Raw genomic sequence first — 25,891 nt, 5'->3', positions numbered from 1 at the left:
CCCCGCCAAAGGCCGAAGGGCCTTTGGAAACCTTGGGTCCTGGACCCGTCGGTCGAGGCGCAAAGCTCCAGGGCCCCTTCGGGCCTGGGCGTGGGGGGCGCTGCGCCCGGCGAGGGGAGCAGCGCTTCCTCAACACCCGCTTGCCGCACAGCACCACCAAGGCTATACCCCGCCACCCGCGGCCGACGGAGCGTAGCTCAGCCTGGTAGAGCACTGTGTTCGGGACGCAGGGGCCGGAGGTTCGAATCCTCTCGCTCCGACCAAATCGGCGCCGCCGGGAAGCCCCGCCAGCCCCCGCAAGGGCTGGCGGGGTTTTTCATCCCTTGGCGCCAGCGCCGCGGCGGTGCATCTGGCGCCCATGCCGCGCATCCTCCTCGCCAGCCTCGCCGGGCTTCTCGGCTTTTTCCTCTATGTCGTCCTGGTGCTGCAGGCGGCGGACTGGGTGCTCAGCCTGCACTGGGCGCTGCAGATCCCCTTCTTCCTCATCGCCGGCACCGCCTGGGCCTGGCCGGCCCGCTGGCTGATGTTCTGGGGCGCCGGCCAGCGCTGAAGCGCCCGGGTGGCGACAGCGCCGGACGGGTGCGGTAAGAGCAACCTCCCGCGCCGCCCCCGGCGGGCGCAACCGTAGCGAAGGGTGCTCCCGGCCCATGCCTCTCAGCCCCGGCGAGACCGCCGATATCGACCTCAAGGCCCATATCCGCGGCATTCCGGATTTCCCGAAGCCCGGCATCCTGTTCTACGACATCTCCACCCTGCTGCGGCACGGGCCGGCCTGGCAGGCCGCCATGGCGCGCCTCGCCGCCGCCATCCGCCCCTACCAGCCGCACCTGCTCGCCGGCATCGAAAGCCGCGGCTTCCTCATCGCCGCGCCGCTGGCCCTCGAACTCGGCCTCGGCTTCATCATGCTGCGCAAGCCGCGCAAGCTGCCGGGCGCGACGGTCGGGCTGGACTACGCGCTGGAATACGGCACGGACCGGATCGAGATGCAGGCCGATGCGGTGGCGCCCGGCCAGCGGGTGGTGCTGCTGGACGACCTGCTGGCCACCGGCGGCACCATGGCGGCGGGCGTCGCCCTGCTGCGCCGGGCAGGGGCGGAGGTGCCGGCCACCGCGGCGCTGATCGAGCTGACCTTCCTCAAAGGCCGCCAGCGCCTGGACGTGCCATGCGAGACGCTGCTGCGCTACGACGATTGAGCGGGTGATGCGCCGCCGCCCGCTCCTCGCCGCCGCCGCCGCCACGCTGCTGGCCGCCAGCCCGGCCAGAGCGGTGCTGCCGGCCGCGGCGGAGCTGCTGGTGCCGGGCCCGGGGGACGGCCCCCTGGCGCAATGGGCGGTACGGCTGGCGGCCTCGCTGGCCCGCGGCGCCACCACGGCGGTGGCGCTGCACCCGGTGGTGCTGGGCGGGCCGGATGGGGTGACGGCGGCCAACCGCTTCGCGACGGCCGCGGCCCCGGATGGCCGCGCCCTGCTGGTGCTGCCCGGCGCGGCGCTGCAGGCCCGGCTGATCGGCGATCCGCGGGCGCGGTTCGAGGCCTCCGGCTGGCTGCCGGTCTGCGGGGCGGAGGCGCCGGTGCTGCTGGCCGGGCCGCACGCGCCGCCGGCCCGGGGCGCACCGCCGGCGCGCATCGCCCTGCCCACGCCGGACCATCCCGGCATGGCGGCGCTGCTGGCGCTGGACCTGCTGGGCGTGCCGGCCCGGCCGGTGGCCGGCCTCGGCGGCCCGGCGGCGGAGGCGGCGCTGCGCGAGGGCGCGGTGAACGCGCTGCTGCTGCAGGGCGCGGACGCCCCTGCCCGGCTGGCGGCGCTCGGCCTGCAACCCTGGCTGGCGCTGGATGCCGCGCTGGGCCCGCTGCTGGAGACCGCCGGCCCGCCCGAGCTGCGCGCCGCGCTGCTGATCGCCGCGGCGCATGCCCGGCTGCAGGCCATGGTGGTGCTGCCGGCGCTGACGCCGGGCAATACCGTGGCGTTGTGGCGCGGCGCGGCGCAACGCTGGGTGGAGGAAGGCAGGGCGGCGCTGGTGCCCGGGCTGCGGCTGCTGCCGGGGGCGGAATACCCGCAACTGGCCCCGCCGCCGGAATCGACCAGCCTCGCCTATCGCGGCTGGCTGCAGCGGCGCCTCGGCTGGCGCGCGGATTAGCTCCCCACGACGTCGCTGCGCGACGCCGTGGGGGCCCCGGAGGCGCTGCCTTTCCGAGGACTCGCACAGCCCGCCGCGGCAAAGCCGCGGCGGGCATCAGGCGGCCGGTTTCAACGGGGGCGGTCATGCCCCCCCCGCCTCAAGGCATGGAGCCTCCAGGCATTGGAGACGACTGCGGCGACCATGCCTACCGTGTCCCGATACGGGCGTGGGACGGCGGCGATCCTGCCTGGCGTGGCCCCTGGCATGGTGGTGGGACAGCGGCGATCACGCCTGGCGTGGCCCCTGGCATGGTGGTGGGACAGCGGCGATCACGCCTGGCGTGGCCCCTGGCATGGTGGTGGGACAGCGGCGATCACGCTTGGCGTGGCCCCGGCATGGTGGTGGGACAGCGGCGATCACGCCCTGCCACATCCGGGCATAATGCGTGAGACGCAACGCAGCAATTCCGCCTTGAAAACGCCATGGTGCACTGCAACATTGAGTGCCGAGGGTAGGGAGGAACTCAACCCGTAAGGATCCCTCGACCATGTTCCCGTTCCTGATCGGCCTTGCCGCCCTGGTGGTTGCCGGCCTCTTCACCGACCACGAAGCCCAGCGCGAAGGCTTCGACGAAATGCGCGGCGGCCTCCGCCTCGGCGCCTGACGGCTGACGATGCCGGGGGCTTTCCCCCCGGCATCGGCCGGCCCTCCCCACTCTTGGCGGAAACGCCCTCCAGGTCACGCAACCGCGAGTAGGCGGTTCCTTGCGGCACGGCCATTGACGCGCCGCCGCGGGACAAGGCCGTATCGGTAGCGCATGACCGCCCTGCCCGCCTCGCCTGCGCTCTGGCCCCATCGCCCCCGCATCGCCGTCATCGGCGCCGGCCCCGGGGGCCTCGCCGCCGCCATGCTGCTGGCCGCCCAGGGGGCGCGCGTCATCCTGTTCGAGAAGGATGCGGCGATCGGCGGCCGCAGCCGCACGCTGGAAGCGCCGGGCGGCTACCGCTTCGACCTCGGCCCCACCTTCTTCCTCTACCCCCGCATCCTCGCCGAGATCTTCGCCGCCTGCGGCGCCGAGCTGGCGGCGGAGGTGGAGCTGCTTCGGCTGGACCCGCAATACCGCCTGGTCTTCGAGGGCGCCGCGACGCTGGACGCGACGCCCGACCTCGCCCGGATGGAGGCGGAGATCGCCCGGCTCTGCCCCGCCGATGCGCGCGGGCTGCACGGCTTCCTGGCGGAGAATCGCCGCAAGCTGGAGGCCTTCCGCCCGGTGCTGGAACGGCCCTTCTGCGGCCTGTGCGACCACCTCTCCCCGTCCCTGCTGCGCAGCCTGGCCCTGCTGCGGCCGCATCGCAGCCTGGACCAGGATCTGGCCCGGCATTTCCGCGACCCGCGGGTGCGCCTCGCCTTCTCCTTCCAGTCCAAATATCTGGGGATGAGCCCGTTCCGCTGCCCCAGCCTGTTCACCATCCTCAGCTTCCTGGAATACGAGCATGGCATCTTCCATCCGCGCGGCGGCTGCGGCGCGGTCGCCGCCGCCATGGCGCGGGTGGCGGCGAGGCTCGGGGTGGAGATCCGGCTGGAAACGCCGGTGGAGCGCATCGCCTTCGCCGGCCGCCGCGCGGTGGGGGTGGAATCGGGCGGGGCGCGCCATGCCGCGGACGCGGTGGTGGTGAATGCCGATTTCGCCCACGCCATCCCGCGCCTGATCCCGGATGCGCTGCGGCGCCTCTGGCCGGACCGGCGGATCGCCGCGGCGCGCTATTCCTGCTCCACCTTCATGCTCTATCTCGGCGTGGAGGGCAGCTTCCCCGGTCTTGCCCACCACACCGTGCTTCTGGCGGAGGCGTACCGGCGCAACATCCGCCAGATCGAATCCGGGGAGATCCCGGATATGCCGAGCCTCTATCTGCACCATCCGGGCGCGACCGATCCCTCCATGGCGCCGGCGGGGCATAGCAGCCTCTATCTGCTGGTGCCGGTGCCCAATCTGCGCCGGGGGGCGGGCATCGACTGGGCGCGCGAGGCGCCACGCTATCGCCGCCTGGCGCTGGACCGGCTGCGGGCGATCGGCCTGCCGGACATCGAACCCCGCATCCGCGCCGAGGTGATGGTGACGCCCGAGGATTGGCAGGCGCGTTACGCGGTGGGCTTCGGCGCCACCTTCAACCTCAGCCATGATCTGGGCCAGATGCTGGGCTTCCGGCCGCGCAACCGCTTCGCCGGGGTGGAGGGGGTGTATCTGGTGGGCGGCGGCACCCATCCCGGCAGCGGGCTGCCGGTGATCTATGAGGGGGCGCGGATCACCGCCGGGCTGCTGGCGCGGGATCTCGGGCTGCGCCCGGCGCCGCAAGGCGGCGGGCTGGCCGGGCTGGCGCCGGCCTATACGCCGGCGGAGTAGGGAATGCGCCGGTGGAAGACCCGCCGCGTGACGACTGTTCCAGCGCATGATTTCCCCGGCCTCAACCGATCACGCTCTAGCTCCGGCCAGGCCGATCATCGGTTGAGCCCGCCCCGACGGCCCGCCATGCTCAGGCCGGCCTGCGGCCCGCGCGCGGAAGAGGGAGAGACCCATGGTACGGGTGGTGGTGGTCGGCGGCGGGCTGGGGGGGCTGGCGGCGGCCGTGGTGGCGGCGGCGCGCGGCCACCGGGTGGTGGTGCTGGAACGCAATGCCTGGCTGGGCGGCAAGGCGGCGGTGCTGCATCTGGAGGCGCCGGATGGCAGCGGCCGCTTCCGCTTCGACATGGGCCCCACCATCCTCACCGTGCCGCGCGTGCTGCGCCGGATCTATGCCGAGGCGGGGCGCGACCAGGCGGCCGAATTGCCGCTGCTGCGCCTCGACCCGCAATGGCGCTGCTTCTTCGCCGACAACACGCGGATCGACCTGCTGGAAGACGTCGGCACCATGGCGGCGGCGATGGACCGCTTCGCGCCGCAGGGGCAGCAGGGAAGCGGCTATGTCCGCTTCCAGCAGGTGGCGCGGCACCTGCACGAGGTCTCGGAGAAATTCTTCTTCTGGAAGCCGGTGGAGTCGATGCTCGACACCATCGACCTGAAAAGCAACCTCGCCCCCGGCACCATGCGGGACGTGCTGGCGCTGCGCATGGGCCAGAGCATGGCGAAGGTGATCCGCGGCCATGTGCCCGATGCGCGGCTGGCGCAGATGCTGGACCATTTCTGCCAGTATGTGGGCTCCAGCCCCTATCTGGCGCCCGCGGTGCTGTGCTCGATCGGCGACATGCAGGCGAGCGAGGGCGTCTGGTATCCGCTGGGCGGCACGCGGGCGGTGGCGGAGGGGCTGGCGAGGCTGGCGGCCTCGCTGGGCGTGGAGCTGCGCACCGGCGTGGAGGTGGCAGGGTTCGAGCTGGAGAGCGGGGCGGTAGCGGCGGTCCGGACCGCCACCGGCGAACGCCTCCCCTGCGAGGCGGTCATCTCCAACATGGACGCCGTCCGCACCTATCGGGAGCTGGTGGGCGGCGAGGTGGGGGAGCGCTATGCGCGGAAACACCCGGAGCCGGCCTGCTCCGGCGTGGTGCTCTATCTCGGCCTGAAGCAGCGCTACGAGCACCTGGCGCATCATGATTTCGTCTTCTCCCGCGACGCGGAGGAGGAGTTCGACGCCATCTATGGCCGCGGCGAGCCGGCGCCGGACCCGACCTGCTACCTGGCGGCGCCCTCGATCAGCGATCCCTCGGTGGCGCCGGAGGGCGGCGAGGCGCTCTATGTGCTGGTGCACACGCCGCATCTGCGGCCGGGGCAGGATTGGGCGCGGATCTTCCCGGCCTATCGGCAGGTGATCCTGGAGAAGCTGAAGCGCACGGCCGGGCTGGAGGATATCGAGGAGCGGATCGTGGTGGAGAGCGGGCTGACGCCGGCGGATATCCATAATCGCTACCGGGTGCTGCAGGGGGCGATCTACGGGCTGGCCTCGCACGGGGCCTTCCTGGGCGCGTTCAAGCCGGGGAACCGCTCGAAAACGGTGAAGGGGCTGTATCTGGCGGGCGGGGCGGCGCATCCGGGGCCGGGGATGCCGATGGTGATGATGTCCGGCTGGATCGCCGCCGATGCGCTGGACCAGGATTTCGGCGGGCGCGGCATGTCGGCGGACGCCGAGCGGGCCGGGCAGCGGGAGGCGCTGCGGGCCGGGCTGGCGGCGGAATAGCGGGCGGTGGCGAGGCGGGGCGCGGCGGCGGCGCGGGGCGCGGGGCCCGGCCCGGCGGCGCTGTTCTCGCCCTGGCGGCACGCCTTCTTCTGCCGCGCCTTCGCGCGGCACGCCCGGCGGCATCTGCGGGCGGTCAGGCTGGCGGCCTGGGGGGTGCCGGAGGCGGGGTGGGACGGGCCGCTGGTGGTCTATGCCAATCATCCCTCCTGGTGGGATGGGGTGGCCTTCCTGCTGCTCGCCGATGCGCTGTTTCCCGGGCGGCGGATGATGACGCCGATGGATGCCGAGGCGCTGGCGAAATACGGCTTCATGCGGCGCATCGGCGTGTTCGGGGTGGCGCAGCATTCGGTGCTCGGGGCGCTGGCCTTCCTCCGCGTGGCGGAGGAGGTGCTGGCGTTGCCGGGCCATATGCTGTGGCTGAATGCGCCGGGCCGCTTCGTGGATGTGCGGCAGCGCCCGGTGCCGATCGCGCCGGGGCTGGTGCGGCTGGCGGAGCTGGCGCCGAGGGCACGGTTTCTGCCTTTGGCGCTGGAATACCCCTTCTGGTCGGAGCAGGCGCCGGAGATGCTGGCGGCGTTCGGCCCGCCGCTGGAGGGTGCGGCCCTGGCCGCCATGGATCGCGTTGCGCGGGAAGCGGCGCTGGCCCGCGCGCTGGAGGCGGTAATGGATCGCCTGGCCACGGATGCCATGGCGCGCGATCCGTCGCGTTTTCTGCCGGTGCTGCGCGGGCGCGCGGGGATGGGTGGCGTGTACCAGGTGTGGCGCCGGCTGGGTGCGCTGGTGCGCGGGCGTCGGTTCGACCCGCGGCATGATCCCCGGGCGGACGGGTTGGAGGGCGGGGAAAATATGGTTTCCAAAGGCCCTTCGGCCTTTGGTGGGGGGTTCAAGGGGGGCAAAGCCCCCCTTGGCCGGCGGTGACGATGGCCTGTGCGGTTTTGCTTCTGGCGGCATTGCCCGTGCTGCTGGCCGCGGCGAATTTGCTGTTGCTGCCGCGCTTGCGGCCTGTGCCGGCGCCAGGGGTGCTGGTTTCGGTGCTGATCCCGGCGCGCGACGAGGCGGCGAACATCGCCGCCTGCGTGGAAGCCGCGCGGGCCAGCCAGGGCGTCGCGGTGGAGATTCTGGTGATGGATGACGGCTCCTCGGACGGCACCGGGGAGATCGTGGCGCGGCTTGCCGCGGCGGATGCCCGGGTGCGGCTGCTGGCGGCGCCGCCCTTGCCCCCGGGCTGGACCGGCAAGGTGCATGCCTGCGCGAAGCTGGCCGAGGCGGCGCGGGGCACGCATCTGCTGTTCCTCGATGCCGATGTGCGGCTGGCGCCGCAGGCCGCCGCCGCCATGGCCGCGCATGCTGTGGAACGGCGGGTGGCGCTGGTCTCCGGCGTGCCGTGCCAGGCGATCGGCAGCCTGGGGGAGGCGTTGACGGTGCCGGCCATCAACCTGCTGCTGCTGGGCTACCTGCCCGGCATCGGCCGCGCCTTCACCCGCCACCCGGCGCTGGCCGCCGCCTGCGGCCAGCTCCTGCTCTGCGAGCGCGCCGCCTATGAGTCGGTGGGCGGCCATGCCGCGCTGCGCGGCGTGCTGCATGAGGCCATGGCCCTGGCCCGAAGCTGCCGCGCCGCCGGGTTGCGGACGGAAGTGGTGGATGGCGCGCCGCTTGCCACCTGCCGGATGTATCGCGGCCTGGGCGAGGCCTGGGCCGGCTTCGTGAAGAATGCGCGGGAGGGGATGGCGACGCCGCTCGGCCTGCCGGTCTGGACCCTGTTGCTGGCGGGCGGCCACCTCGCCCCCTTCGCCCTGTTGCCGGCGGGGCTGGCTTGGGCGGCGCTCGGCCTCTCCCTCGGGCTGCGCGCCCTGCTCACCTGGCGGGTGCGCGAGCCCTGGTGGAGCGTGCCGCTGCACCCGCTGACGGTGCTGGTCGCCCTGGCGATTCAATGGGATGCGCTGGGGCGGGCGGCGCTCGGCCGGAAGGCGGGCTGGAAAGGCCGCGCATATCCGGCCACAAGGGGGGCATGAGGCCCTCGACTCCGCCGCGCCGCCCCCTGCCCTGCCCCGCCATGGCCCGGGGCTGAGACGCGCATCATGTCCGCACCGACCAAGCTCGAGTCCGGCAGCCTCGCCGTCGCCGCCACGCCGACGCGCGACCATGACAGCGAGAATTTCCCCACCGCCTCGCTGATCCTGGCCAGGCCGCTGCGGGCGAAGGTGATGGCCTTCTACCGCTTCGTCCGGGTGGCCGACGATATCGGCGACAGCCCGGACCTGCCGCCGGAGGAGAAGATCGCCCGGCTGGACGCGATGGAGCGGGCGCTGGACGACCCCGAGACGCAGGTGCCCGAGGCGCGGCAGCTGCACCAGACCGGCGTCGGGGTGGAGGAGGCGCGGCTGATGCTCTCCGCCTTCCGCCAGGATGCGACCAAGCGCCGCTACGCGGATTGGGCGGAGCTGGAGGATTACTGCCGCCGCTCCGCCGACCCGGTGGGGCGCATGCTGCTGCGGCTGCATGGCGATGGCGGCAACCGGGCGGCGAATGCCGCCGCCGATGCGCTCTGCACCGCACTGCAGGTGCTGAACCATCTGCAGGATCTGGTGCCGGACCGCGCGGCGCTGGACCGCATCTACCTGCCGGAGTCCTGGATGGCGCTGGCCGGCGGCGAGGCGGGGTTCTTCGACCCGGCGAACACGGCGCGGCGGCGGGAGGTGCTGGATTCGGCGCTCGACCGGGTGGAGGAGGCGCTGGATCGCGCCGAGGCGCTGCCGCGCCTGCTCCAGGCGCGGCGGCTGGCGATCCAGAGCGCCATGACCATCGGCTGCGCCCGGCGGCTGCTGGCGCGGCTGCGCGCCGCCGACCCGGTGCTGGGGCGCGTCGCGCTCTCCAAGGCGGATTTCGCCGGGGCGCTGCTGGCGGCGCTGCGGAAGCCCCGGGCGGAAGCGGAGATCGTCGCCGGCCGGGTCTCCCGCGCCGGCTCCTCCTTCGCCCGCGGCATGGCGGCGCTGAAAGGCGAGAGGCGCCGCGCGCTCTGGGCGGTCTATGCCTTCTGCCGCGCGGTGGACGACATCGCCGACGGCGCGATGCCGGAGGCGGAGAAGCGCCGCTGCCTCGCCGCCTGGCGCGGCAAGCTGATGGCGCCGGATTGCGTGCTCTCCCGCGAGCTGGCCTGGGCGCGCCGGGCCTATGGCGTACCGCTCGAGGAATGCGAGGCGATGATCGCCGGCATGGAGACGGATGCGGCGGACCGGCTGCGGCTGACGACCGCGGCGGAGCTCGACCTCTATTGCCGCCGCGTCGCCGGCAGCGTCGGCGCCATGGCGGTGCGGATCTTCGGCGCGCCGGAGGCGGAGGGGTTCGGGCTGGCGCTGGGCCATACCTTCCAGCTCACCAACATCCTGCGCGACGTGGATGAGGATGCCGAGCGGGAGCGGGTCTATGTGCCGCTGGCGCTGCTGGCGGCGGCGGGCATCCCGGACGGGCCCGCAGCGGAGATCATCGGCCATCCGAATTTCGCGGCGATCTGCGAGGGGCTGGCGGTGCAGGCGGAGGCGGGCTTCGCCCGGGCAGCGGAGGAGATCGGGCGGTTCGACCGGAAGGCGCTGCTGCCGGCGGCGGTGATGATGTGGGGGTATCGGCGGCTGTTCGAGCGGCTGCTGGCGCGCGGCTGGTCCGGCCCCCGGCCGCGGCCGCGCCTGACCAAGGGCGAGAAGCTGCGCATGGCCTGGATGGCGCTCGGCTTCGGGCGGGTGGCGTGAGGCGGGCGGCGGAGGCGGGCCGCGACGCCGCATGACCGTCCACATCATCGGCGCCGGGGTGGCGGGGCTGGCGGCGGGGCTGGCGCTGCTCAAGGCTGGCCGCGCCGTGGCGCTGCACGAAGCCTCGCCGCAGGCGGGCGGGCGCTGCCGCGCCCTGCCGGACGGCACGGATAACGGCACCCATGCGCTGCTCGGCGCCAACCGCGCGGCGCTGGGCTTCCTCGCCGCCATCGGGGCGCGGGAAGGCTGGGTGGAGCCGGAGCCGGACGGGCTGCCGGTGCTGGATCTGCGGGATGGCAGGGCCTTCCGCGTCGCCCTTTCTCCCTTCGCCTGGGGCGATCCCGCGCTGCGGCCGCCGGGGCTCTCCGCCGGCGCACTGCTGGCGCTGGCGAAGTTCGCTTTGCCGCTGCCGGACCGCGCCGTCGGACCGGCGCTCGCGGCGCATCCGGAATTCCTCCGCGGCTTCGTCGATCCGCTGGTGGTGGCGGCGCTGAACACGCCGGTGGAGGAAGCCTCCGCCCGCCGCCTCGGCGCGGTGCTGCGGCGGCTGGGCGGGCGCGGGGCGACGCGGCTCTTCGTGGCGCGGCGGGGGCTGGGGCCGGATCTCGTGGCGCCGGCGGTGGCGGCGCTGGAAGCCGGCGGGGCGCGGTTCCGCGCCGGCGCCCGGCTGCGCCGCCTCGTCACCCAGGGCGGGCGCGTGGCGGCGCTGGATTTCGGGGAAGACGCCGTCGCCCTCGGCCCCGGCGATGCGGTGCTGCTGGCGACGCCGCCCTGGGAAAGCCAGCGCCTGCTGCCGCATCTGGAAACGCCCGCCGCCTATGCCCCGATCGTGAACCTGCATTTCGCCCGGCAGGGACAGGGGCCAGGGGAGGAGAAGGTGCGCTTCCTCGGGTTGCTGGCGGCGCTGTGCCAATGGGTGCTGGTGCGGCCGGAGGGGGTTTCCGTCACCGTCTCCGCTGGCGATGCGGCGGCGCGGGAGGAGCAGGAGAGCCTGGCGCCGCGCGCCTGGGCGGAATTGCGCCGGGCGGCCCTGGCCTTCGGCCTGGCCGGGGAGTGGCCGGAGGCACCGCCGCCCTGCCGGGTGGTGAAGGAACGCCGCGCCACGCCGCGGCATCTGCCGGGGCCGGCGCTGCGCCCGCCCCTTCTGCCGCTGCCGAACCTGGCGCTGGCGGGGGATTGGACGGAGCCGGTGCTGCCCGCGACCATCGAGGCGGCGGTCCTCTCCGGCCAGGCGGCGGCAAGGGCGCTGCACGGCCGGCTGCCGTCCTGAGGGGCTGTCGCAAAAGGGCCCGCGGTGCGTCTCGGCGGGTTTCTCCGACCTGGAGTCATGCGCCAGCATGCCGTTCGCATGAAGCCCGCCAATTTGCCGGTGCCTCCAGCATGGGCAGGCGCCGTCGCGGGCGTGCCACAATCCTGGCCGGGAGGAAAAAGCCTTGGCCGATATGCTGGCCAGGGACCCTTTTGCGGCAGGCTCCGAGGCGGCAGGTGTAACCCGCGGCTCCAGGACTCGGACCGGGGTCCGGGGAGGGGTCCGCTCCCCGGCGGGGGGGGTGGAGGCACCGCGTCCAACGGGCAGCGCCCCCGATCTTTTCTTCCTTGCTTTCGCCAGCCCGCCACGCGAGGGAGCCGCATGCTCCCCGACCTCGCCGCGCTGCGCCAGGTGGAAGCCAGGGACGGTCCGCTTTCCCTGGAACGGCGCCGGGCCCTGCTCGCCGCCCTGGCCGCCACCATGCGCCGCCGGGCAGAAGCGATCGCCGCCGCCGCCGACGCCGATTTCGGCGGCCGCAGCGCGGTGGAGACGCTGCTGGCCGATGTGAAGCTGGTGGCGGATGCCGCCCTGCATGCCAGGCGCCACCTCCGCCGCTGGGCCCGGCCGCGTCGCGTCGCCGTGCCCTTCCCCTTCTGGCCCAGCCGCGCCCGGGAGGAATGGGTGCCGAAGGGCATCGTCGGCATCATGGCGCCATGGAATTACCCGGTGCAGCTCGCCCTGCTGCCGGCCATCGATGCGCTCGCCGCCGGCAACCGGCTGCTCGTGAAGCCCTCCGAGGCGACGCCCGCCACCGCCGCGCTGATCGCCGACATCCTGGCCGAGGCGCTGGGGCCGGAGATCGCCCGCTGCGTCCAGGGCGGGCCGGAGGTCTCAGCCGAATTCGCCGCCCAGCCTTTCGACCATTTGGTCTTCACCGGCAGCACCGCGACCGGCCGGAAGGTGGCGGAAGCCGCCGCCCGCAACCTGGTGCCGGTGACGCTGGAACTGGGCGGGAAATGCCCCGCCCTGGTGCTGCCCGGGGCGCGGCTGGAGGAGGCGGCGCGCGCCATCCTCGCCGGCAAGGCGCTGAATGCCGGGCAGACCTGCGTCGCGCCGGATACCGTGCTGCTGATCGGGCATGAGCGGGAGGCCTTCCTCGCCGCCTGCCGCGCCACCGGCATCGCGCGGCCGGAGACGGCGGTGGCGAATGACCGGCAGGCGGCGCGGCTGGAAGCACTCTGCGCCGACGCCCGGCTGACAAGGCTGGGGGAGGACGGGCCGGGGCGACGGCTTGCCCTCGCCGTGGCGGAGGCGCCAGCGGACCACAAGCTGCACCAGGAGGAGATCTTCGGCCCGGTGCTCGCCCTGCAGCCGCTGGCGGGGCTAGAGGCGGCGCTGGACTGGCTCCGCGCGCGGCCGGCGCCGCTGGCGGTGTACCTCTTCGGCGCCTCGGCGGCGGAGGAGGCGCGGCTGGCCGCAGCGGTGCGGAGCGGCGCCATCATCCATGGGCGCTGCGTGGAATATGCCGGCTTCCCGGCGCTGGCCTTCGGCGGCACCGGCGCCTCCGGCTTCGGGCGGCGGAACGGCGAGGCGGGGTTCCGCGAGCTCAGCCTGCTGCGCGCCAGGGTACGGCACGGGCGGTGGAGCCTCTCTCGCCTGCTGGACCCGCCGCGCGATGCGGGGGCGCTGCGGCTGGTGCGGCGGCTGCTGGGGCTGGGGCTGGGGGGCTCGGTTCCAGGAAAGCCATGATCCAGGTCGGGGGCGCTGCCCGTTGGACGCTGTGCGCCCCCCCCCGCCAGGGCGGGGGACCCCTCCCCGGACCCGATGTGAGGTTTGGACCCGAGGGTTGAACCATCCGACTCACGGCGGGGTCCGGGGGGAAGCCTTCCCTCGCGGGGGGGGGGTCGTCCAACGGGCAACGCCCCCTGCTGGGGTTCGGGGCAACGCCCCGACTCACGCCGTCACGCAGCCTTCCGGCTTCACCTTCCGCACCGTGCTCGCCGGATGCTTCAGCAGCCGCGCGGCTGGGCGGATGGGCCGCCGCACCAGTTCCCCGCCGCAATTCGGGCAGGCGCCGGCCAGCACCCCCTCCGCGCAGCCGGCGCAGAAGGTGCATTCATAGGAACAGATGCGCGCCGCCAGGCTTTCCGGCGGCAGATCCGTGCCGCAGCATTCGCAGCAGGGGCGGAGTTCGAGCATGGCATGCCTCCCTTTCGCAGGCCGTGAGCCTCGCCCGGGCCCACCCGCCCTGGCAACCGCCGCCGCGGCCCGAACCCTGCCCCCCGCCCCGCGTTGCCCAGGCATGAACGACACGCAGAAACCCCCTCCTGCCCCGCGTGAGCGCGCCGCCGGCACCATCGACCGCCCGATCGGCACCGGGGATGCCCAGCCGGGCGACCGCGCCGAGCGCGGCGCCGATTTCGGCGGCCCGGTCGACGTCTTCCCGACGCGGCGGGACCGCCCTGGCCTCGAGGACCCGAAGGCGACCGAGGAGCCGGACCGCGACGGGACGGCCTAGTGGCCCGACAAAGTCCGCAGGACTTCGTTCTCGGGCCACCAGACAGATTTCCGCTTATGCAGATTATTCTGCCCGGGTGGGCCTGAGCCCGGTGCAGGTTTTCACCCGTCCTGGCACCGCCCGCTTCGGGAGCGGCTGCTGCAGTTGCGGTAGAGCACCGATGCCGCTGCCGCGCTCCAGGCCGACAATACGGGAGCCGACCGCGGCCCGGCACACGACCAGGACGGCAAAGGCGGTCGTCCGGGGCGTCTCCGCCGTGATGCTGGCGGGTGCAGCGATGACGCCCAGGTTGAGCAGGACCACAACAGGATTACGCCCTGTCACGCGCTCATCGACCGCCGGGTTCCAGTCCCATACCGCGGCGTCCTCCTCCTTGAGGGTGAAGCGCCCCGGCCGGGTGGGATTGGCGCCCTCGTCGTCGGAGGCGAGGCGCATGGCGATGGTCGGCGTGGTGAGCACCAGCGGCTCGGCGAGCGGGGCAACGGCGCGCAGCGGCGGGGCGATGGGGATGGTAGCCGTTAGCCGTGCCGGTACCGGAGGCGAGGACGCGCTCCGTCGCCATGTAGGGCCGGCGGGCGAGGCCAAGACAGTCCTCGGCGCCGATCGCCACCGCGTTCGGCCACCAGCCCTGGGTCGAAAGCGACAACGCCCCGCGCGCAGCTCCGGCCGCCAGCGATGGCGTGCCACTCCCCACCACATCCCCCTCCCATCGGTGAAGATGTGGCGTCCGAGAAGGAATACGGCCCCCCGAGGGCACCTCCCTAGCTCCGCCGATCACCGGTGCGGTATTCCCGCCGCCAGTCCCAGAAGCCACGTCTGGCCTTTGGTTCTCGTCTGCCACGCGCTCCCGCCAGGTCGCCCACAGCCTGCCCTCATGCTTGTCGACTGTGATACTTAACCGAATAGTGTCAATTCGCAATGGTCGCTATGGAGGTCATAGCTAGCGGTAGAACGCCCGAGGCTGGCCTTCCCGGATTGTATAGACCTGGTCTCGACCCGCCTCTCTCAGAGACCGAGGTCTGGGATGCTGATGCACGTCATTTTGCGACGGCGCCGGCGACGGCCGCATGATCCCGCCGGAGCGGGAAGGCGAGCGTGATCGCCCAGCAGACTGCCAGCAGCGTCGACGCGCCGATCAAGCAGCCGGTGAGGCCAGCCAGTTCATAAAGAAGCCCAGAAAGCAGGATCCCCCCGAAGCGGCCAGCCGCGTTGGCAGCGTAGTAGAAGCCCACGTCCTCCGCCGCCTTCTCGCTGCCGGCGTAGGCCAGCACCAGATACGAGTGCACCGAGGAGTTCACCGCGAAGAGGACGCCGAAGACGCAAAGTCCCGCCGGCACGAAGAACTCGGGCGCCGGCACGCCTGCGATCATCATCGCGGCGAGCACCGCGGGCACGGCAGTCAGCGCCAGGGACCAAGCGCGCGCGGAGGGAACCTCCGCCGACAAGCCGTCAGCGCTGCGCCGGACGAAGGCCGGAGCGGCCGCCTGGACCATGCCGTAGCCGATCGTCCACGCCGCGAGGAAGCCGCCGACCATGGTGAACGTCCACCCTGAGGCATAGAGAAAGACCGGCAGGCCGACCACGAACCACACGTCCCGCGCGCTGAACAGGAACACCCGTGCGGCCGCCATCAAGTTCACACCGCGGTTCTTCGAGAAAAGCTCCCGTGCGGACTTCGACGCCTTCGCCCTCCCCATCATTGGCGGGAGCGACAGCACCACGCCGGCGAGGATCACGCCCAGCGCAGCCGCCATGGCCCACAGCGCGCCCCGGAAGCCCAGCGCCTCCAGCAGCAGGCCACCGAGGAAAAAGCCGAAGCCCTTCATGGCGTTCTTGCTGCCGGTGAAGAACGCCACCCACTTGAACAGACGCCCGGACGCCCCGCCGGCGGTCAGCTTGATCGCGCTCTTGCTCGCCGTCTTGGTCAGGTCCTTCGCCACACCGCAGATACCCTGCGCTGCGACTACCCAAGCGACCGAGAGGGCGGCCGACCAGGCGGGCGAGACCACCGAGAGCAGCAGGAAGCCGGCGATCTGCGTGGTCAGCCCGACGGCCAGCATGCGCGCGATGCCGAACCGCGTCGCCAGCCAGCCGCCGATCAGGTTCGCACCGATCCCTGCGGCCTCGTAGAGCAGGAACAGGAAGGCCAGCGTGAAGGGCGAATAGCCGAGGCGGAAGAAGTGCAGCAGCACCAGCATCCGCAGCGCGCCGTCGGTCAGCGTGAAGCCCCAATAGGCCGCGGTGACGATGGCGTAGTTGCGGGTCCCCGAGGAGGACGGGACGGCGGCGCTGCTGCTCATCCCGTCAGATCCCTGCCTCGGCAATGTGGCAGGCGAGGTCCACCATGCGGCAGGCGTAGCCCATCTCGTTGTCGTACCAGGCGTAGACCTTCAGCAGCGTGCCATCGGTGACCAGGGTGCTCGGCGCGTCCACGATGGAACTGCGGGTGTCGCGGGCGTAGTCGGCGCTGACCAGCGGCCGCGCCTCGTAGCCCAGGATGCCGGCGAGCGGGCCCGCGGCGGCGGCGTGGAACAGCGCGTTGACCTCCTCGGCCGAGGTCTCCCGGGCCATCTCGAAGACGCAGTCAGTCAGGCTGGCGTTCAGCACCGGCGCGCGCACCGCATGGCCGTTCAGCTTGCCCTTCAGCTCCGGGTAGATCAGCGCTATCGCGGTCGCGCTGCCCGTCGTGGTCGGCTGGAGCGAGAGCATCGCGGACCGCGCCCGCCGCAGGTCCTTGTGCGGGGCGTCGGTCACCACGTTGGTGTTGGTCGGGTCGTGGATAGTGGTGATCTGGCCGTGGCGGATGCCGATCGCCTCGTGCACCACCTTCACCACCGGGGCGAGGCAGTTCGTGGTGCAGGACGCCGCGGTGACGATCGGGTGCCGCGCGGGGTCGTAGAGGTGGTGGTTCACGCCGACGACCACGTTCAGCACGCTGTCGAACTTCACCGGCGCCGCCACGATCACCCGCTTCGCGCCGCGCTTTAGGTGCCCCCCGATCGCCTCGGGGTCGAGGAACTTGCCGGTGCATTCCAGCACGACGTCCACACCCAGATCGCCCCAGGGAATCTCGGCCGGATGAGACTGCTCGGAGAAGGAGAGGCGCCGGTCGCCGATGCGAATGGCGTCCCGGCCCTCCGCCGCGATCGGCGCGCGCCAGCGGCCCTGCACGCTGTCGAACTCGATCAGGTGGGCGGTGGCCGTGGCGCCGCCCTTGATCTCGTTGAGGTGGACGACCTCCAGCCGGTTGCCCCGCCGTGGGTCCTCCTCCAGCCGATCCGCCGCGCCCATCGCGGCGCGCAGCGCCAGCCGCCCGATGCGGCCCATGCCGCTGATGCCGACCCTCATCCCAGCTCTCCCGGTCTTGTCGTTTAGCGCGCCATCGCGTGCGGGTCGGCCAGCTCGTCTACCCGAGCCTTTAGCGCCATGCGGTCCAGCGAGGCGAAGGGGATGTTGGTGAAGATGCCGAGCCGGCGGTGCAGCGCGGCGTAGAGTTCGTTCAGCAGCGTCGCGCGCTCGGTCGCGCTGCCGGTGAACTTCGCCGGGTCGGGCAGCGGCCAGGCGGCGGTGACGGTCGTTTCCCCGAAGTCGGGACAGAGCCGGCCCGCCAGCGTGTCGCAGAGGGCGATGACGAAGTCGATGCGGGGTGCCGCGACGCCGGTAAACTCGTCCCAGGACTTCGATCGCAGCGCCGAGACGTCGTGGCCGAGCGCCTTGAGCTGGCTCAGCACCTCGGGCAGCGGCCCGCTCTCGGACGGCGCGGAGCCCGCGGAGAAGGCTCGGAAGCGGCCCTCGCCGATGCGGTTCAGGATGGCCTCGCCCATGATCGAGCGGGCCGAGTTGCGCGTGCAGAGGAACAGCACGTTGAACACGGGTTTCTCCATCCTGGTAGTCTCCCCATCGGTGTCGAAAAGTCGGTTCAAGTCGCCGCAGCGGGCGGGATCGCCGCCGCAGCAGGCCTCGGCCAGGAAGGCGACGAGCGCGCGCAGCCGCGCGACTTGAGCGGCGTAGACCAGGCTGCGGCCGTGCCGCGTCGCGGCGACCAGGCCAGCCGCCTCCAGCGCCTTGAGGTGGAAGGATAGGGTGGAGGCCGGCACGCCGAGCCGCGCCGCGATCTCGCCGGCCGGTAGGCCGGAAGGGCCGGCCGCCAGCAGGCTGCGCATCAGTTCGAGCCGGGTGCCCTGCCCGAGGGCGGTGAAGCCGGCCGCGGCCTCGCCACTATCCATGCTTCCAGCATAGTCGAATTAATGCAGCTGTGCGTGAAGGTTGGATGACGACGCCGTCGGCCACCGTGCCTACGGCAATGCCGGCGATCCCGCGGCAGGCTCTGGCCTGGCTGCGTCGAGGGTCAGCGCGTCCGAGATCGCAGCCACGGCGCCGCGCGCGGCCCGGGTGATGCCGGCCAGCGTTGCGGAGGCGGTACCCGTCCAGTCCCCGTAGCCGAGCAGCCAGAGCCGAGGCTCGGACGTCGCTCGCCCGTCCGGCTCAACCTGAGACCGGCCGTCCGTCCCTAGCACGCCGAGCGGCGCAAGATGGTCGAGCGCCGGGCGGAAGCCTGTGCACCAGATGATCGCCTCGGCCGGCACGCGGGTGCCGTCGGACCAGACTGCGCCGTCCGCTTCGAGGCGTGCGAAGGGCCGCAGGCTGCGTGTCAGGGCGCCGCGCGCCCGCGCCTCCCGCACGGGCGGCACCATGACGATATCACCGAGACCGCCGCGCGGCTCGGGTGGCTGGCGTCCCTCGCGCTCCGCCTGCCAACGGGCCGTCGCGCGCTCGAACAGGACCCGGCCGTCGACGTCATCCGGCAGGAAGGCCGGGTCGCGCTCCGTCACCCAGGTGGTCCGCGCCAACTTCGACACCTCGGCGAGAATCTGTGCGCCAGAGTTCCCGCCGCCCACCACCAGCACGGCCTGGCCGGCGAAGTCCTCTGGCCGCCGGTAGTGCGCCGAGTGGACCTGCCGACCCCGGTAGACATCGCGCCCGGGCACGTCGGGAATCCAGGGGCTGCCCCAGGTGCCCGTGGCGCTGAGGACGGCGCGGGAACGCCAGGATCGGCCGTCCGCGGCCTCGACCAGGAGGCGATCCCCATCGCGCCGCGCCGCCGCCACGCGCACGGGTCGACGCACCGGCAGCGCGTAGCGGGCCTCGTAGGCGGCGAGGTAGCTCACCACCGCGTCCCGCGGCGGGTAACCGCCGCCCTGCGGCGGGGGCATTGGCCAGCCTGGGAGCGAGCTCCATTGCGCTGGCGAGAACAGGGTGAGCGAATCCCAGGCGTGCTGCCACGCGCCACCTGGGGCAGCGGCATCGTCGAGGATGACGAAGGACAGGGGCGTGCGACGCAGGAAGTAGCCCGCCGCGAGCCCGCCCTGCCCGCCGCCCACCACGACCACATCGCGCGCCTCCGGCGCGACGACGTCGGGCACTTCCGTCACGTCGGGGCGGTCGGCGGGAACCAGCGGCGTCCAAGCCGCAGCGCGACGCCCACCAGCAGGATCAGCACCGGGACCTCCACGAGGGGCCCGATGACGGTCGCGAAGGCCACCGGAGAGGCCAGGCCGAATGCGGCGATCGCCACCGCGATGGCGAGCTCGAAGTTGTTCGACGCCGCGGTGAAGGCGATGGCGGTGGTGCGCGGATAATCGGCCTCGATCAGCCGCCCCATCCAGAAGGAGACCACGAACATGACGACGAAGTAGATCGCCAGCGGCAGGGCAATGCGCAGCGCGTCGAGCGGCAGCCGCACCACCTCGCCGCCCTTGAGCGCGAACATGGCGACGATGGTGAAGAGCAACGCGCCGAGTGTGATTGGCCCGATGCGGGGCAGGAATGCCCGCGCGTACCAGTCCTCGCCCTTCCGGGCGATTAGCAGGCGTCGGGTCAGGAAGCCGGCCGCGAAGGGCACGCCGAGGTAGAGCAGGACGGCGCCGGCGATGGTAGCGAAGGAGACCTCGACCACCCGTCCCTCGAGGCCGAGCCAGGGCGGCAGGACGGAGAGGAAGAACCAGGCGTAGGCGCCGAAGAAGAGCAGCTGGAAGATGCTGTTGAAGGCGACGAGCCCCGCGACGTACTGGCCGTCGCCGCGCGCGAGCTGGTTCCAGACGAGCACCATGGCGATGCAGCGTGCGAGGCCGATGAGGATCAGGCCGGTCATGTATTCCGGCTGGTCGCGCAAAAAGAGGACGGCGAGGGCGAACATCAGCACCGGCCCGATCACCCAGTTCTGCACCAGCGACAGCGTCAGTACGCGGCGGTCCGCGAAGACCTGCGGCAGCGCCTCGTAGCGGACGCGGGCCAGCGGCGGGTACATCATTAGGATCAGCCCGACCGCGATCGGGATGTTGGTCCCGCCCGCCGACATGGCCTCCAGCGCCGCGGGCAGCCCGGGCACCAGGGAGCCGAGCGCGACGCCGAGCGCCATCGCGGCGAAGATCCAGAGGGTCAGCCAGCGGTCCAGGAAGGAGAGGCGGCGGGGCGCAGCGTCGCTCATGCTCGCCTCTCCCCCGGGCAGCATGCGGCCAGCGGCAGCGCCGCCTCGATCAGCGGCGCACAGGCCTCCCGGCGTCCGCCGCAGCACTCCTCCACGAGGAAGCCGATCAGGTCGCGGACGCCGCCCGCCTCCACGGCGTAGATGACCTGCCGGCTCTCGCGCCGGGACGCGACGAGGCCGGCCCGCGCGAGGATGGCGAGGTGCGTCGACATGGTGTTGTGGGGGGCGCCGAGGCGACGGGCCACCTCGCCGGCGGGAAGACCTTCTGGCCCCTGGCGGATCAGCAGGCGGAAGGCGCGGAGCCGGGTTTCCTGGGCAAGGGCGCCAAGGGCCTCGACGGCAGATGTTTCGTCCATCTGTCGAGAATGACGGACAGAACGGGTGCAGGCAACATCGGGTGTCCCCGTTTCGGCTCCGAGCATAGGATCGGCGAGTGTTCTCCCTTTCCAGCCTCTCGCCGGCCGCCCGGTTCACGGCGGCCGTGGTCGCGGCGCAGGTGCTGGTGCAGATCGGCGCCTTCACTCTGCCGGCGCTGCTGCCGCACTACCTGGCGGCCTGGTCGCTCTCGGCCACTGAGGCGGGCTGGCTGATCGGCGCCTTCTTCGGGGCCTACGTCCTGGCCGTGCCGGTGCTGGTCGCGCTGACCGACCGCGTGCCGGCGCGGCGGGTCTACCTGGTCGGTGCCGGGGCGACGGCGCTCTCGCATCTGGGCTTCGCCATCCTCGCCGAGGGGTTCTGGAGCGGCTTGGCGCTCCGTGCCCTGGCCGGTGTCGGCTGGGCGGGCTGCTACATGCCGGGCCTGAAGGCGATCGCCGACCGGCTGGAGGGCGACGCGCAGTCGCGGGCCGTCACCTGGCACGCCGCCGGGGTGGGCATCGCCGGCGCGGCGTCCTTCGCCGTGGCCGGCGCGCTCAACGCGCTCGGGGGACCGCCCGCCGCCTTCGCCTTCGGCGCCGCCTGCGCGGTGGTGGCGTTCGCGATCGGCCTGGCGGTGATGCCCCGCACGGCGCCGCGCCCGGCCGCGGCGCCGGCCGCCCTGCTCGACTTCCGGCCCGTGCTGCGCAACCGCGCGGCCATGGCCTGGATCGCCGGCTACACGGTGCACACCTGGGAGCTGGCAGCGCTGCGCGCCTGGGGCGTGACCTTCCTCGCGGCCGCCGTCGCGCTGCACGGCGCCCCGGCGTGGCTGCCCGGACCGAGCGTGCTCTTCACCGCCGCCGGGCTGGTCGGCATCGCCGTCTCGATCACGGGCAACGAGACGGCGCAGCGCTTCGGGCGACCGCGCGTGGTCGCCGCCGCGATGGGGGGAGCCGCCGCGCTGTCCCTGCTGGCGGGATGGTCGCTGCTCGTCTCGGCGCCGCTCGCCGCGCTCTGCGTGCTGGCCTGGAACGCGGCGATCTACCTCGACAGCTCGGCGCTCACCGCGGGCACGGTACAGGCGGCGGAGAAGGACCAGCGCGGCGCGACCATGGGGCTGCACAGCATGTGTGGCTATGCGGGCGGCCTGCTCGGCCCGATCGGCGTCGGCCTGGCGCTCGACCTCGCCGGAACCGGCACGACGGGTTGGGCGCTGGCCTTCGGGCACCTCGCGCTCGTCACGCTGGCCGGCCTCGTCATCCTGCGGCGGCTCGGCCGCTCGGCCTGAGCGCCATCGGCACCAGCGGGGCGACCAGGGCCAGGTTCACCACGCCCGCCACGGCCAGTGCCACGAGCGTGCCCTCCGGACCGAACGCGTCCAGCGCCCAGACGCCGAGCATCGGTGCGGCCGCCGTCGCCATAAGGGTCGGCACGCCGAGCCGGCCCATCAGGATCGCGTAGCCCTCCTTGCCGAACAGCACGAGCGGCACTGTGCCCCGAACGATGGACCGCAGCCCGCTGCCGATGCCGTAGAGCATGATCGCGGCCGCCGCCCAGCCAGGCGCGACGAGCAGCAGGATCGTGCCCAGGGCCACCAGACCGCTGGAGACCACCAGCGTCCAAATTGGGTGCGCGCCGCGCCCGAAGACCATCTCCAGCACGCGCCCGCCGACCTGCGCCGGGCCGACCAGCGCGCCAAGGGCGACTGCTGCGGCGAGCTCCAGACCGCGCGCCTGCAGAAGCGTGAGCAGGTGGACCGCGATCACGGTCATGATCGCGTAGGCCAGGGTGAACACCACGGCGAGGAGGTTGAAGGCCGTGCGTTGCTCGGGCGGCAGATGGCCGGGCCGTGCGCCCACTGTGCCGGCGGAGGGCACCTCAGCGGCCCGTTCCTCCCTCGGCACCACGAGGAGGTAGCAGGGCAGCACCACCGCGACGTGGACGAGGGCGTAGGCGAGGCACGCGCCGCGCCAGCCGACCCACGCCTCCAGCAAGGCGGTCAGCGGCCAGCAGACCGTGCTGGCGAAGCCGCCGAACAGCGTGACTTTGGTGATCGCGGACCGCGCCGCCTCGCCGTAGAGCCGGCCAAGCGTGGAGAAGGCCGGGTCGTAGAGCCCGGCGCCCATCCCGAGCCCGATCACCACCCAGGCGGCGACGAAGGCCGCGAGGTTCGGTGGGGCCCATAGGCCGAGCTGCCCAAGCGCGATCAGCGCCGCCGCGCCGGCGAGCACCGGACGTCCGCCGTGGCGGTGGATCAGCCGTCCCACCAGCGGCGAGACCAGGCCCGACGCCACCAGCCCGACCGACAGCGCGCCGAAGATCCAGCCGAGCGACCAGCCCGTGTCCCGCTCGATCGGCACCGCCAGCACCGCCGGCAGGTAGTAGGTCGAGCCCCAGGACAGGATCTGCCCGAGCCCGATGGCCGAGATCACCGCCATGCGGGGCGCGGCGTCGGATCCGGTGCTCACCCGCGCAGCCTCAGCCGCAGCAGCCGCCGGCCTTCGGCGCCGGCGCCTTCGCCGGGCCGCAGCAGCCACCTCCGGCGGCAACTGGCGCCAGCACCGGCTGGGCTGCCTCGACGGGGCTGCAGCAGGAGGCCGCGGCTCCGGCCGGCGCGCGGTCGGTCGAGCAGACGCCCGTCTCCGGCAGCACCAGCTCGACCCGGCGCGCCGCCTCGATGTCGCCGGCGAGGAAGGCGGCGATCGAGCGCACCTGCTCGTGCCCCGTCGCCATCAGGAAGGTCGGCGCGCGGCCGTAGCTCTTCATGCCGGCGATGTAGAAGCCGGCCTCCGGGTGGCGCAGCTCCGCCTCGCCGTGCGGGCGCACCGTGCCGCAGGAGTGCAGGTTCGGGTCGATCAGCGGCGCGAGCGCCGGCGTCGCCTCCACCGCCGGGTCAAGGCCGAGCCGCACCTCGCGCAGGAAGGAGAGGTCGGGCCGGAAGCCGGTGGCGACGATGATCCGGTCGGCCTGCACCGTCGTCGTGCGGGCCTCCTGCCGGCCGGTGACGGCAAGCCGGCCCTCGGCGTCGGCGATGCGGTCGATCAGGAACGGCGCGAGAGCGGTCACGGCGCCGGTCTCGACCAGCGCCTGGGCGCGGGCCCCGAGTTCGCCGCGCTGCGCGAGCCCGTCCTTCGCGCCGCCGCCGAAGTTCACCGCGCCGAGCGGGCGGCGGAACGCCCAGAGGATCCGGGTGCCCAGCGCTCCTTTCGCTAGCTCGGCCAAGTCCAGCACCGCGTTCATCGCTGAGTGCCCGGCGCCGACGACGAGCGTCGTCCCGCCCGCATAGGTCGCGCGCTCGGCTCCGAGCACGTCCGGGATGCCGTAGGCGATACGGGCCGCGTGCCGCGCCTCGCCGGGAGCGGGCATGCCGTGGCTGCCGGCGGGGTTCGGCGCGTGCCAGGTGCCGGAGCAGTCGATCACCGCGCGCGCCTCGATCGCCCGGACGCCGCAGCAGCTTTCGACGTGCAGCATGAAGGGCGCGGTGTCGCGGCCGGGGGCGTCATGCAGCCGCCCGAAGTCGCGCCGGGCGACGCCGACCACCTTTGCGCCGGTACTGATGCGCCCTCGCAGCGCCGGCGTCGCGGCCAGCGGAGCCAGGTAGTCGCGGACGAGCTCCGCTCCTGTCGGGTAGTGGCTCGGGTCAGGCGCCGACCAGCCCTCGGCCTCGAGCAGCACGCGCGCGGCGGCGTCGATGTTGAACTCCCAGGGCGAGAACATGCGGACGTGGCCCCAGGCGCGGACCGCGTGGCCGATGTCGGGTCCGGCCTCCAGCACCAAGGGCTCGAGGCCACGGGCGAGGAGCTGCGCGGCGGCAGCGAGACCGACGGGGCCGGCGCCGATCACAACAACGGGCAGGCTGGGCTCGCTCATTGAGATGCTCCTCGATGCATAGAGGGACGAGGTATCCGGACACGAAAAGACGCGGATCGGGTCACGCGCAGCACTCCCCGCCGGATCGCCGCTCTGCCCGCGCACGGTCGGCGGCAAAGGCGTGGCCAGTGTCCTGCAGGGCGGTGGTCGCCTCCATCCAGGCGTTCAGCGCCACGCGGAAGGCAGCACGCCCGGCGTCGGTCAGCGCATAGACCCGCCGCTGGCGGCCGCCGACGACCTCCTCGGTCGCCGTGACGAAGCCACCGGCTTCGAACTCGCGGAGTACGGGATAGATCGTGCCCTCGGTGGGGGAGCAGCAGCCGTTGGTTGTGCGCTCGACCAGGCGGGCGATGTCGTAGCCGTGCAGCGGCCCGTCGTGCAGGACGCGCAGGATGAAGAACTTGCTCAGGCCCATCTTGATCGTGCCCGCCCAGTAGTCGCGGGAGGCGTAGTCGACGCGGGGAGAAGGGGCTCGGCGGGCGACGTCCATGGGAGAAAGCTATACCTCGGACCTCGATGCATCAAGCCCTAAGATTATGCCATCCGTCTCGCTGCCTGGGCCGCTCACCCCGGGGCATCAGCGGAAGTCGATGTAGTCGCTGAAGATCCCGATCAGCGCATCCGCGGCCCGGGGAGTGTACTCAGGCGAATGGCAGAGCAGCGCCCGGTCGAACCGGGCGCCGGCGACCCAGGACCTTCCGTCGCGCACAGCGAAGGGAATGGGAGGTTCGATCGCGCTGGGCGTCCGCTTCCGCATGCAGGCCTTGAGATCGCCGGCCGTGCCGCAGGCATCGACCTCGCTCTTCGGGTAGGCCTTGAGCTCGAGATATCCGCTCGCGGGGTCGAAGTTCCGGAAGTGCAGCCACGCAAGGTCCTGGGGCTCGCCGTCGGGGTGGACATATTCGACCGACGAGAGCCAGCGGCACGCGGCCGCATAGGCGACGCCGATGCCTCGCCCCCATGCTGCCCGCCGACTGGCCCGATGAGAGCGCGCCGGCGATGCAATTCGTCCGGCTGCCGGAGAAGGCTGTGGACATCGTGCTCGATGCCATGACCCACGCGCTGCGGAATCGGGCCGAGGTGCGGCTGCGGCGGTTCGGGGTGTTCCGGGTGGTGACGAAACGGGGCGGCAAGGTGGCCCAGGGCGGAGCTTCCGGGCGATCCGAGCGCGTCACCCATGTGGCGCCCGAGCGGCCGAGCGTCCGCCTGCGCATCAGCCGCGTGCTCGCCGAGATCCTGCGGCGCGGGGCCGATACGCCCTAGAGCATGCTGTGTTTGCTCTGAATCGGGGGTTCCGAAACGGGCTGAGATCTGATTCAAGCTCTGGGCTGGGCGATGGAGGCCAGCCAGGATGCGGCCATACTCCGAGGATCTGCGTGAGCGTGC

At 72.9% G+C, this 25,891-nt stretch carries 25 protein-coding genes and 1 tRNA gene; 14 read left to right on the top strand and 12 right to left on the bottom strand.

Annotated elements, in window-relative coordinates:
- Window positions 1–186: 186 nt before the first annotated feature.
- The 11 genes from E5N76_RS26205 (at window position 187) to E5N76_RS26155 (ending at window position 13,022) form a co-directional block, all read left to right on the top strand.
- A tRNA-Pro gene (locus E5N76_RS26205) sits at window positions 187–263 on the top strand.
- 95 nt (window positions 264–358) lie between these two features.
- Window positions 359–550 carry a DUF2842 domain-containing protein gene (locus tag E5N76_RS26200; protein ID WP_149540772.1) on the top strand — a complete coding sequence of 64 codons (192 nt, stop codon included), beginning with the start codon at window positions 359–361 and terminating at the stop codon, window positions 548–550.
- 127 nt (window positions 551–677) lie between these two features.
- Window positions 678–1,193, top strand: a complete 516-nt coding sequence (locus E5N76_RS26195; protein WP_149540868.1) for an adenine phosphoribosyltransferase — start codon at window positions 678–680, stop codon at window positions 1,191–1,193.
- 7 nt (window positions 1,194–1,200) lie between these two features.
- On the top strand, window positions 1,201–2,136 hold the full coding sequence (locus E5N76_RS26190; protein WP_149540770.1) for a hypothetical protein: 936 nt from the start codon (window positions 1,201–1,203) through the stop codon (window positions 2,134–2,136).
- 799 nt (window positions 2,137–2,935) lie between these two features.
- The gene (gene crtI, locus E5N76_RS26185) at window positions 2,936–4,519 is read left to right on the top strand and encodes a phytoene desaturase family protein (RefSeq protein WP_149540768.1); all 1,584 of its coding nucleotides are present in this window, start codon (window positions 2,936–2,938) and stop codon (window positions 4,517–4,519) included.
- Between the two features lie 172 nt (window positions 4,520–4,691).
- Window positions 4,692–6,281, top strand: a complete 1,590-nt coding sequence (locus E5N76_RS26180) for a phytoene desaturase family protein (RefSeq protein ID WP_149540766.1) — start codon at window positions 4,692–4,694, stop codon at window positions 6,279–6,281.
- Window positions 6,282–6,287: 6 nt separating this feature from the next.
- Complete coding sequence (locus E5N76_RS31190) at window positions 6,288–7,199, top strand: lysophospholipid acyltransferase family protein (protein WP_187830418.1); 912 nt, start codon at window positions 6,288–6,290, stop codon at window positions 7,197–7,199.
- Window positions 7,200–7,237: 38 nt separating this feature from the next.
- Complete coding sequence (locus E5N76_RS26170) at window positions 7,238–8,293, top strand: glycosyltransferase family 2 protein (RefSeq protein ID WP_235907896.1); 1,056 nt, start codon at window positions 7,238–7,240, stop codon at window positions 8,291–8,293.
- A 66-nt stretch (window positions 8,294–8,359) separates the two neighbouring features.
- A complete protein-coding gene (locus E5N76_RS26165; protein ID WP_149540762.1) occupies window positions 8,360–10,024 on the top strand; it encodes a squalene/phytoene synthase family protein in 1,665 nt (554 codons plus the stop codon).
- Window positions 10,025–10,055: 31 nt separating this feature from the next.
- The gene (locus tag E5N76_RS26160) at window positions 10,056–11,294 is read left to right on the top strand and encodes an FAD-dependent oxidoreductase (RefSeq protein ID WP_149540760.1); all 1,239 of its coding nucleotides are present in this window, start codon (window positions 10,056–10,058) and stop codon (window positions 11,292–11,294) included.
- A gap of 360 nt (window positions 11,295–11,654) precedes the next feature.
- Window positions 11,655–13,022, top strand: coding sequence for an aldehyde dehydrogenase family protein (locus E5N76_RS26155; protein ID WP_187830417.1), 1,368 nt, complete (start codon window positions 11,655–11,657; stop codon window positions 13,020–13,022).
- Window positions 13,023–13,226: 204 nt separating this feature from the next.
- Here E5N76_RS26155 and E5N76_RS26150 read toward each other — a convergent pair whose 3' ends face one another.
- Window positions 13,227–13,472, bottom strand: a complete 246-nt coding sequence (locus E5N76_RS26150; protein WP_149540756.1) for a DUF1272 domain-containing protein — start codon at window positions 13,470–13,472, stop codon at window positions 13,227–13,229.
- A gap of 103 nt (window positions 13,473–13,575) precedes the next feature.
- On the opposite strand from E5N76_RS26150, the gene E5N76_RS26145 reads away from it, so the two are divergent.
- Window positions 13,576–13,791: a hypothetical protein gene (locus E5N76_RS26145; RefSeq protein ID WP_149540754.1), complete on the top strand. Its 216-nt coding sequence runs from the start codon at window positions 13,576–13,578 to the stop codon at window positions 13,789–13,791.
- A 63-nt stretch (window positions 13,792–13,854) separates the two neighbouring features.
- Here the strand turns inward: E5N76_RS26145 and E5N76_RS26140 are convergent, their stop codons facing one another.
- The 7 genes from E5N76_RS26140 to E5N76_RS26110 form a co-directional block, all read right to left on the bottom strand.
- On the bottom strand, window positions 13,855–14,250 hold the full coding sequence (locus E5N76_RS26140) for a hypothetical protein (RefSeq protein ID WP_149540752.1): 396 nt from the start codon (window positions 14,248–14,250) through the stop codon (window positions 13,855–13,857).
- Window positions 14,251–14,828: 578 nt separating this feature from the next.
- Window positions 14,829–16,091: an organoarsenical effux MFS transporter ArsJ gene (gene arsJ, locus E5N76_RS26135; RefSeq protein WP_149540750.1), complete on the bottom strand. Its 1,263-nt coding sequence runs from the start codon at window positions 16,089–16,091 to the stop codon at window positions 14,829–14,831.
- Between the two features lie 4 nt (window positions 16,092–16,095).
- Complete coding sequence (locus E5N76_RS26130) at window positions 16,096–17,139, bottom strand: ArsJ-associated glyceraldehyde-3-phosphate dehydrogenase (RefSeq protein ID WP_149540748.1); 1,044 nt, start codon at window positions 17,137–17,139, stop codon at window positions 16,096–16,098.
- Between the two features lie 23 nt (window positions 17,140–17,162).
- Window positions 17,163–18,017 carry a metalloregulator ArsR/SmtB family transcription factor gene (locus tag E5N76_RS26125; protein WP_149540746.1) on the bottom strand — a complete coding sequence of 285 codons (855 nt, stop codon included), beginning with the start codon at window positions 18,015–18,017 and terminating at the stop codon, window positions 17,163–17,165.
- 69 nt (window positions 18,018–18,086) lie between these two features.
- Entirely contained in the window at window positions 18,087–19,223 is a 1,137-nt protein-coding gene (locus E5N76_RS26120) for an ArsO family NAD(P)H-dependent flavin-containing monooxygenase (RefSeq protein ID WP_149540744.1), read from the bottom strand.
- On the bottom strand, window positions 19,220–20,278 hold the full coding sequence (gene arsB, locus E5N76_RS26115) for an ACR3 family arsenite efflux transporter (RefSeq protein ID WP_149540742.1): 1,059 nt from the start codon (window positions 20,276–20,278) through the stop codon (window positions 19,220–19,222). The genes E5N76_RS26120 and arsB overlap by 4 nt, the downstream gene beginning before the upstream one ends.
- On the bottom strand, window positions 20,275–20,634 hold the full coding sequence (locus tag E5N76_RS26110; RefSeq protein ID WP_149540740.1) for an ArsR/SmtB family transcription factor: 360 nt from the start codon (window positions 20,632–20,634) through the stop codon (window positions 20,275–20,277). Before E5N76_RS26110 ends, arsB begins: the two co-directional genes overlap by 4 nt.
- A gap of 77 nt (window positions 20,635–20,711) precedes the next feature.
- On the opposite strand from E5N76_RS26110, the gene E5N76_RS26105 reads away from it, so the two are divergent.
- A complete protein-coding gene (locus E5N76_RS26105; RefSeq protein WP_149540738.1) occupies window positions 20,712–21,923 on the top strand; it encodes an MFS transporter in 1,212 nt (403 codons plus the stop codon).
- On the opposite strand, the gene E5N76_RS26100 is transcribed toward E5N76_RS26105, so the two are convergent.
- The 4 genes from E5N76_RS26100 to E5N76_RS31185 form a co-directional block, all read right to left on the bottom strand.
- On the bottom strand, window positions 21,892–23,103 hold the full coding sequence (locus E5N76_RS26100) for an MFS transporter (protein ID WP_235907893.1): 1,212 nt from the start codon (window positions 23,101–23,103) through the stop codon (window positions 21,892–21,894). The genes E5N76_RS26105 and E5N76_RS26100 overlap by 32 nt on opposite strands.
- A 10-nt stretch (window positions 23,104–23,113) precedes the next feature.
- Window positions 23,114–24,505 carry an FAD-dependent oxidoreductase gene (locus E5N76_RS26095; protein ID WP_149540734.1) on the bottom strand — a complete coding sequence of 464 codons (1,392 nt, stop codon included), beginning with the start codon at window positions 24,503–24,505 and terminating at the stop codon, window positions 23,114–23,116.
- Window positions 24,506–24,566: 61 nt separating this feature from the next.
- Window positions 24,567–24,995, bottom strand: a complete 429-nt coding sequence (locus E5N76_RS26090; RefSeq protein WP_149540732.1) for a PadR family transcriptional regulator — start codon at window positions 24,993–24,995, stop codon at window positions 24,567–24,569.
- Window positions 24,996–25,082: 87 nt separating this feature from the next.
- The gene (locus E5N76_RS31185) at window positions 25,083–25,214 is read right to left on the bottom strand and encodes a hypothetical protein (protein WP_268921331.1); all 132 of its coding nucleotides are present in this window, start codon (window positions 25,212–25,214) and stop codon (window positions 25,083–25,085) included.
- A gap of 251 nt (window positions 25,215–25,465) precedes the next feature.
- Between E5N76_RS31185 and E5N76_RS26085 the strand changes: the two genes are divergently transcribed.
- Window positions 25,466–25,768, top strand: coding sequence for an HU family DNA-binding protein (locus E5N76_RS26085; RefSeq protein WP_149540731.1), 303 nt, complete (start codon window positions 25,466–25,468; stop codon window positions 25,766–25,768).
- Window positions 25,769–25,891: the final 123 nt, after the last annotated feature.

Source organism: Siccirubricoccus phaeus (assembly GCF_008360935.1).
Taxonomy (GTDB): domain Bacteria; phylum Pseudomonadota; class Alphaproteobacteria; order Acetobacterales; family Acetobacteraceae; genus Siccirubricoccus; species Siccirubricoccus phaeus.
This window is presented reverse-complemented; position numbering and strand designations above follow the sequence as displayed.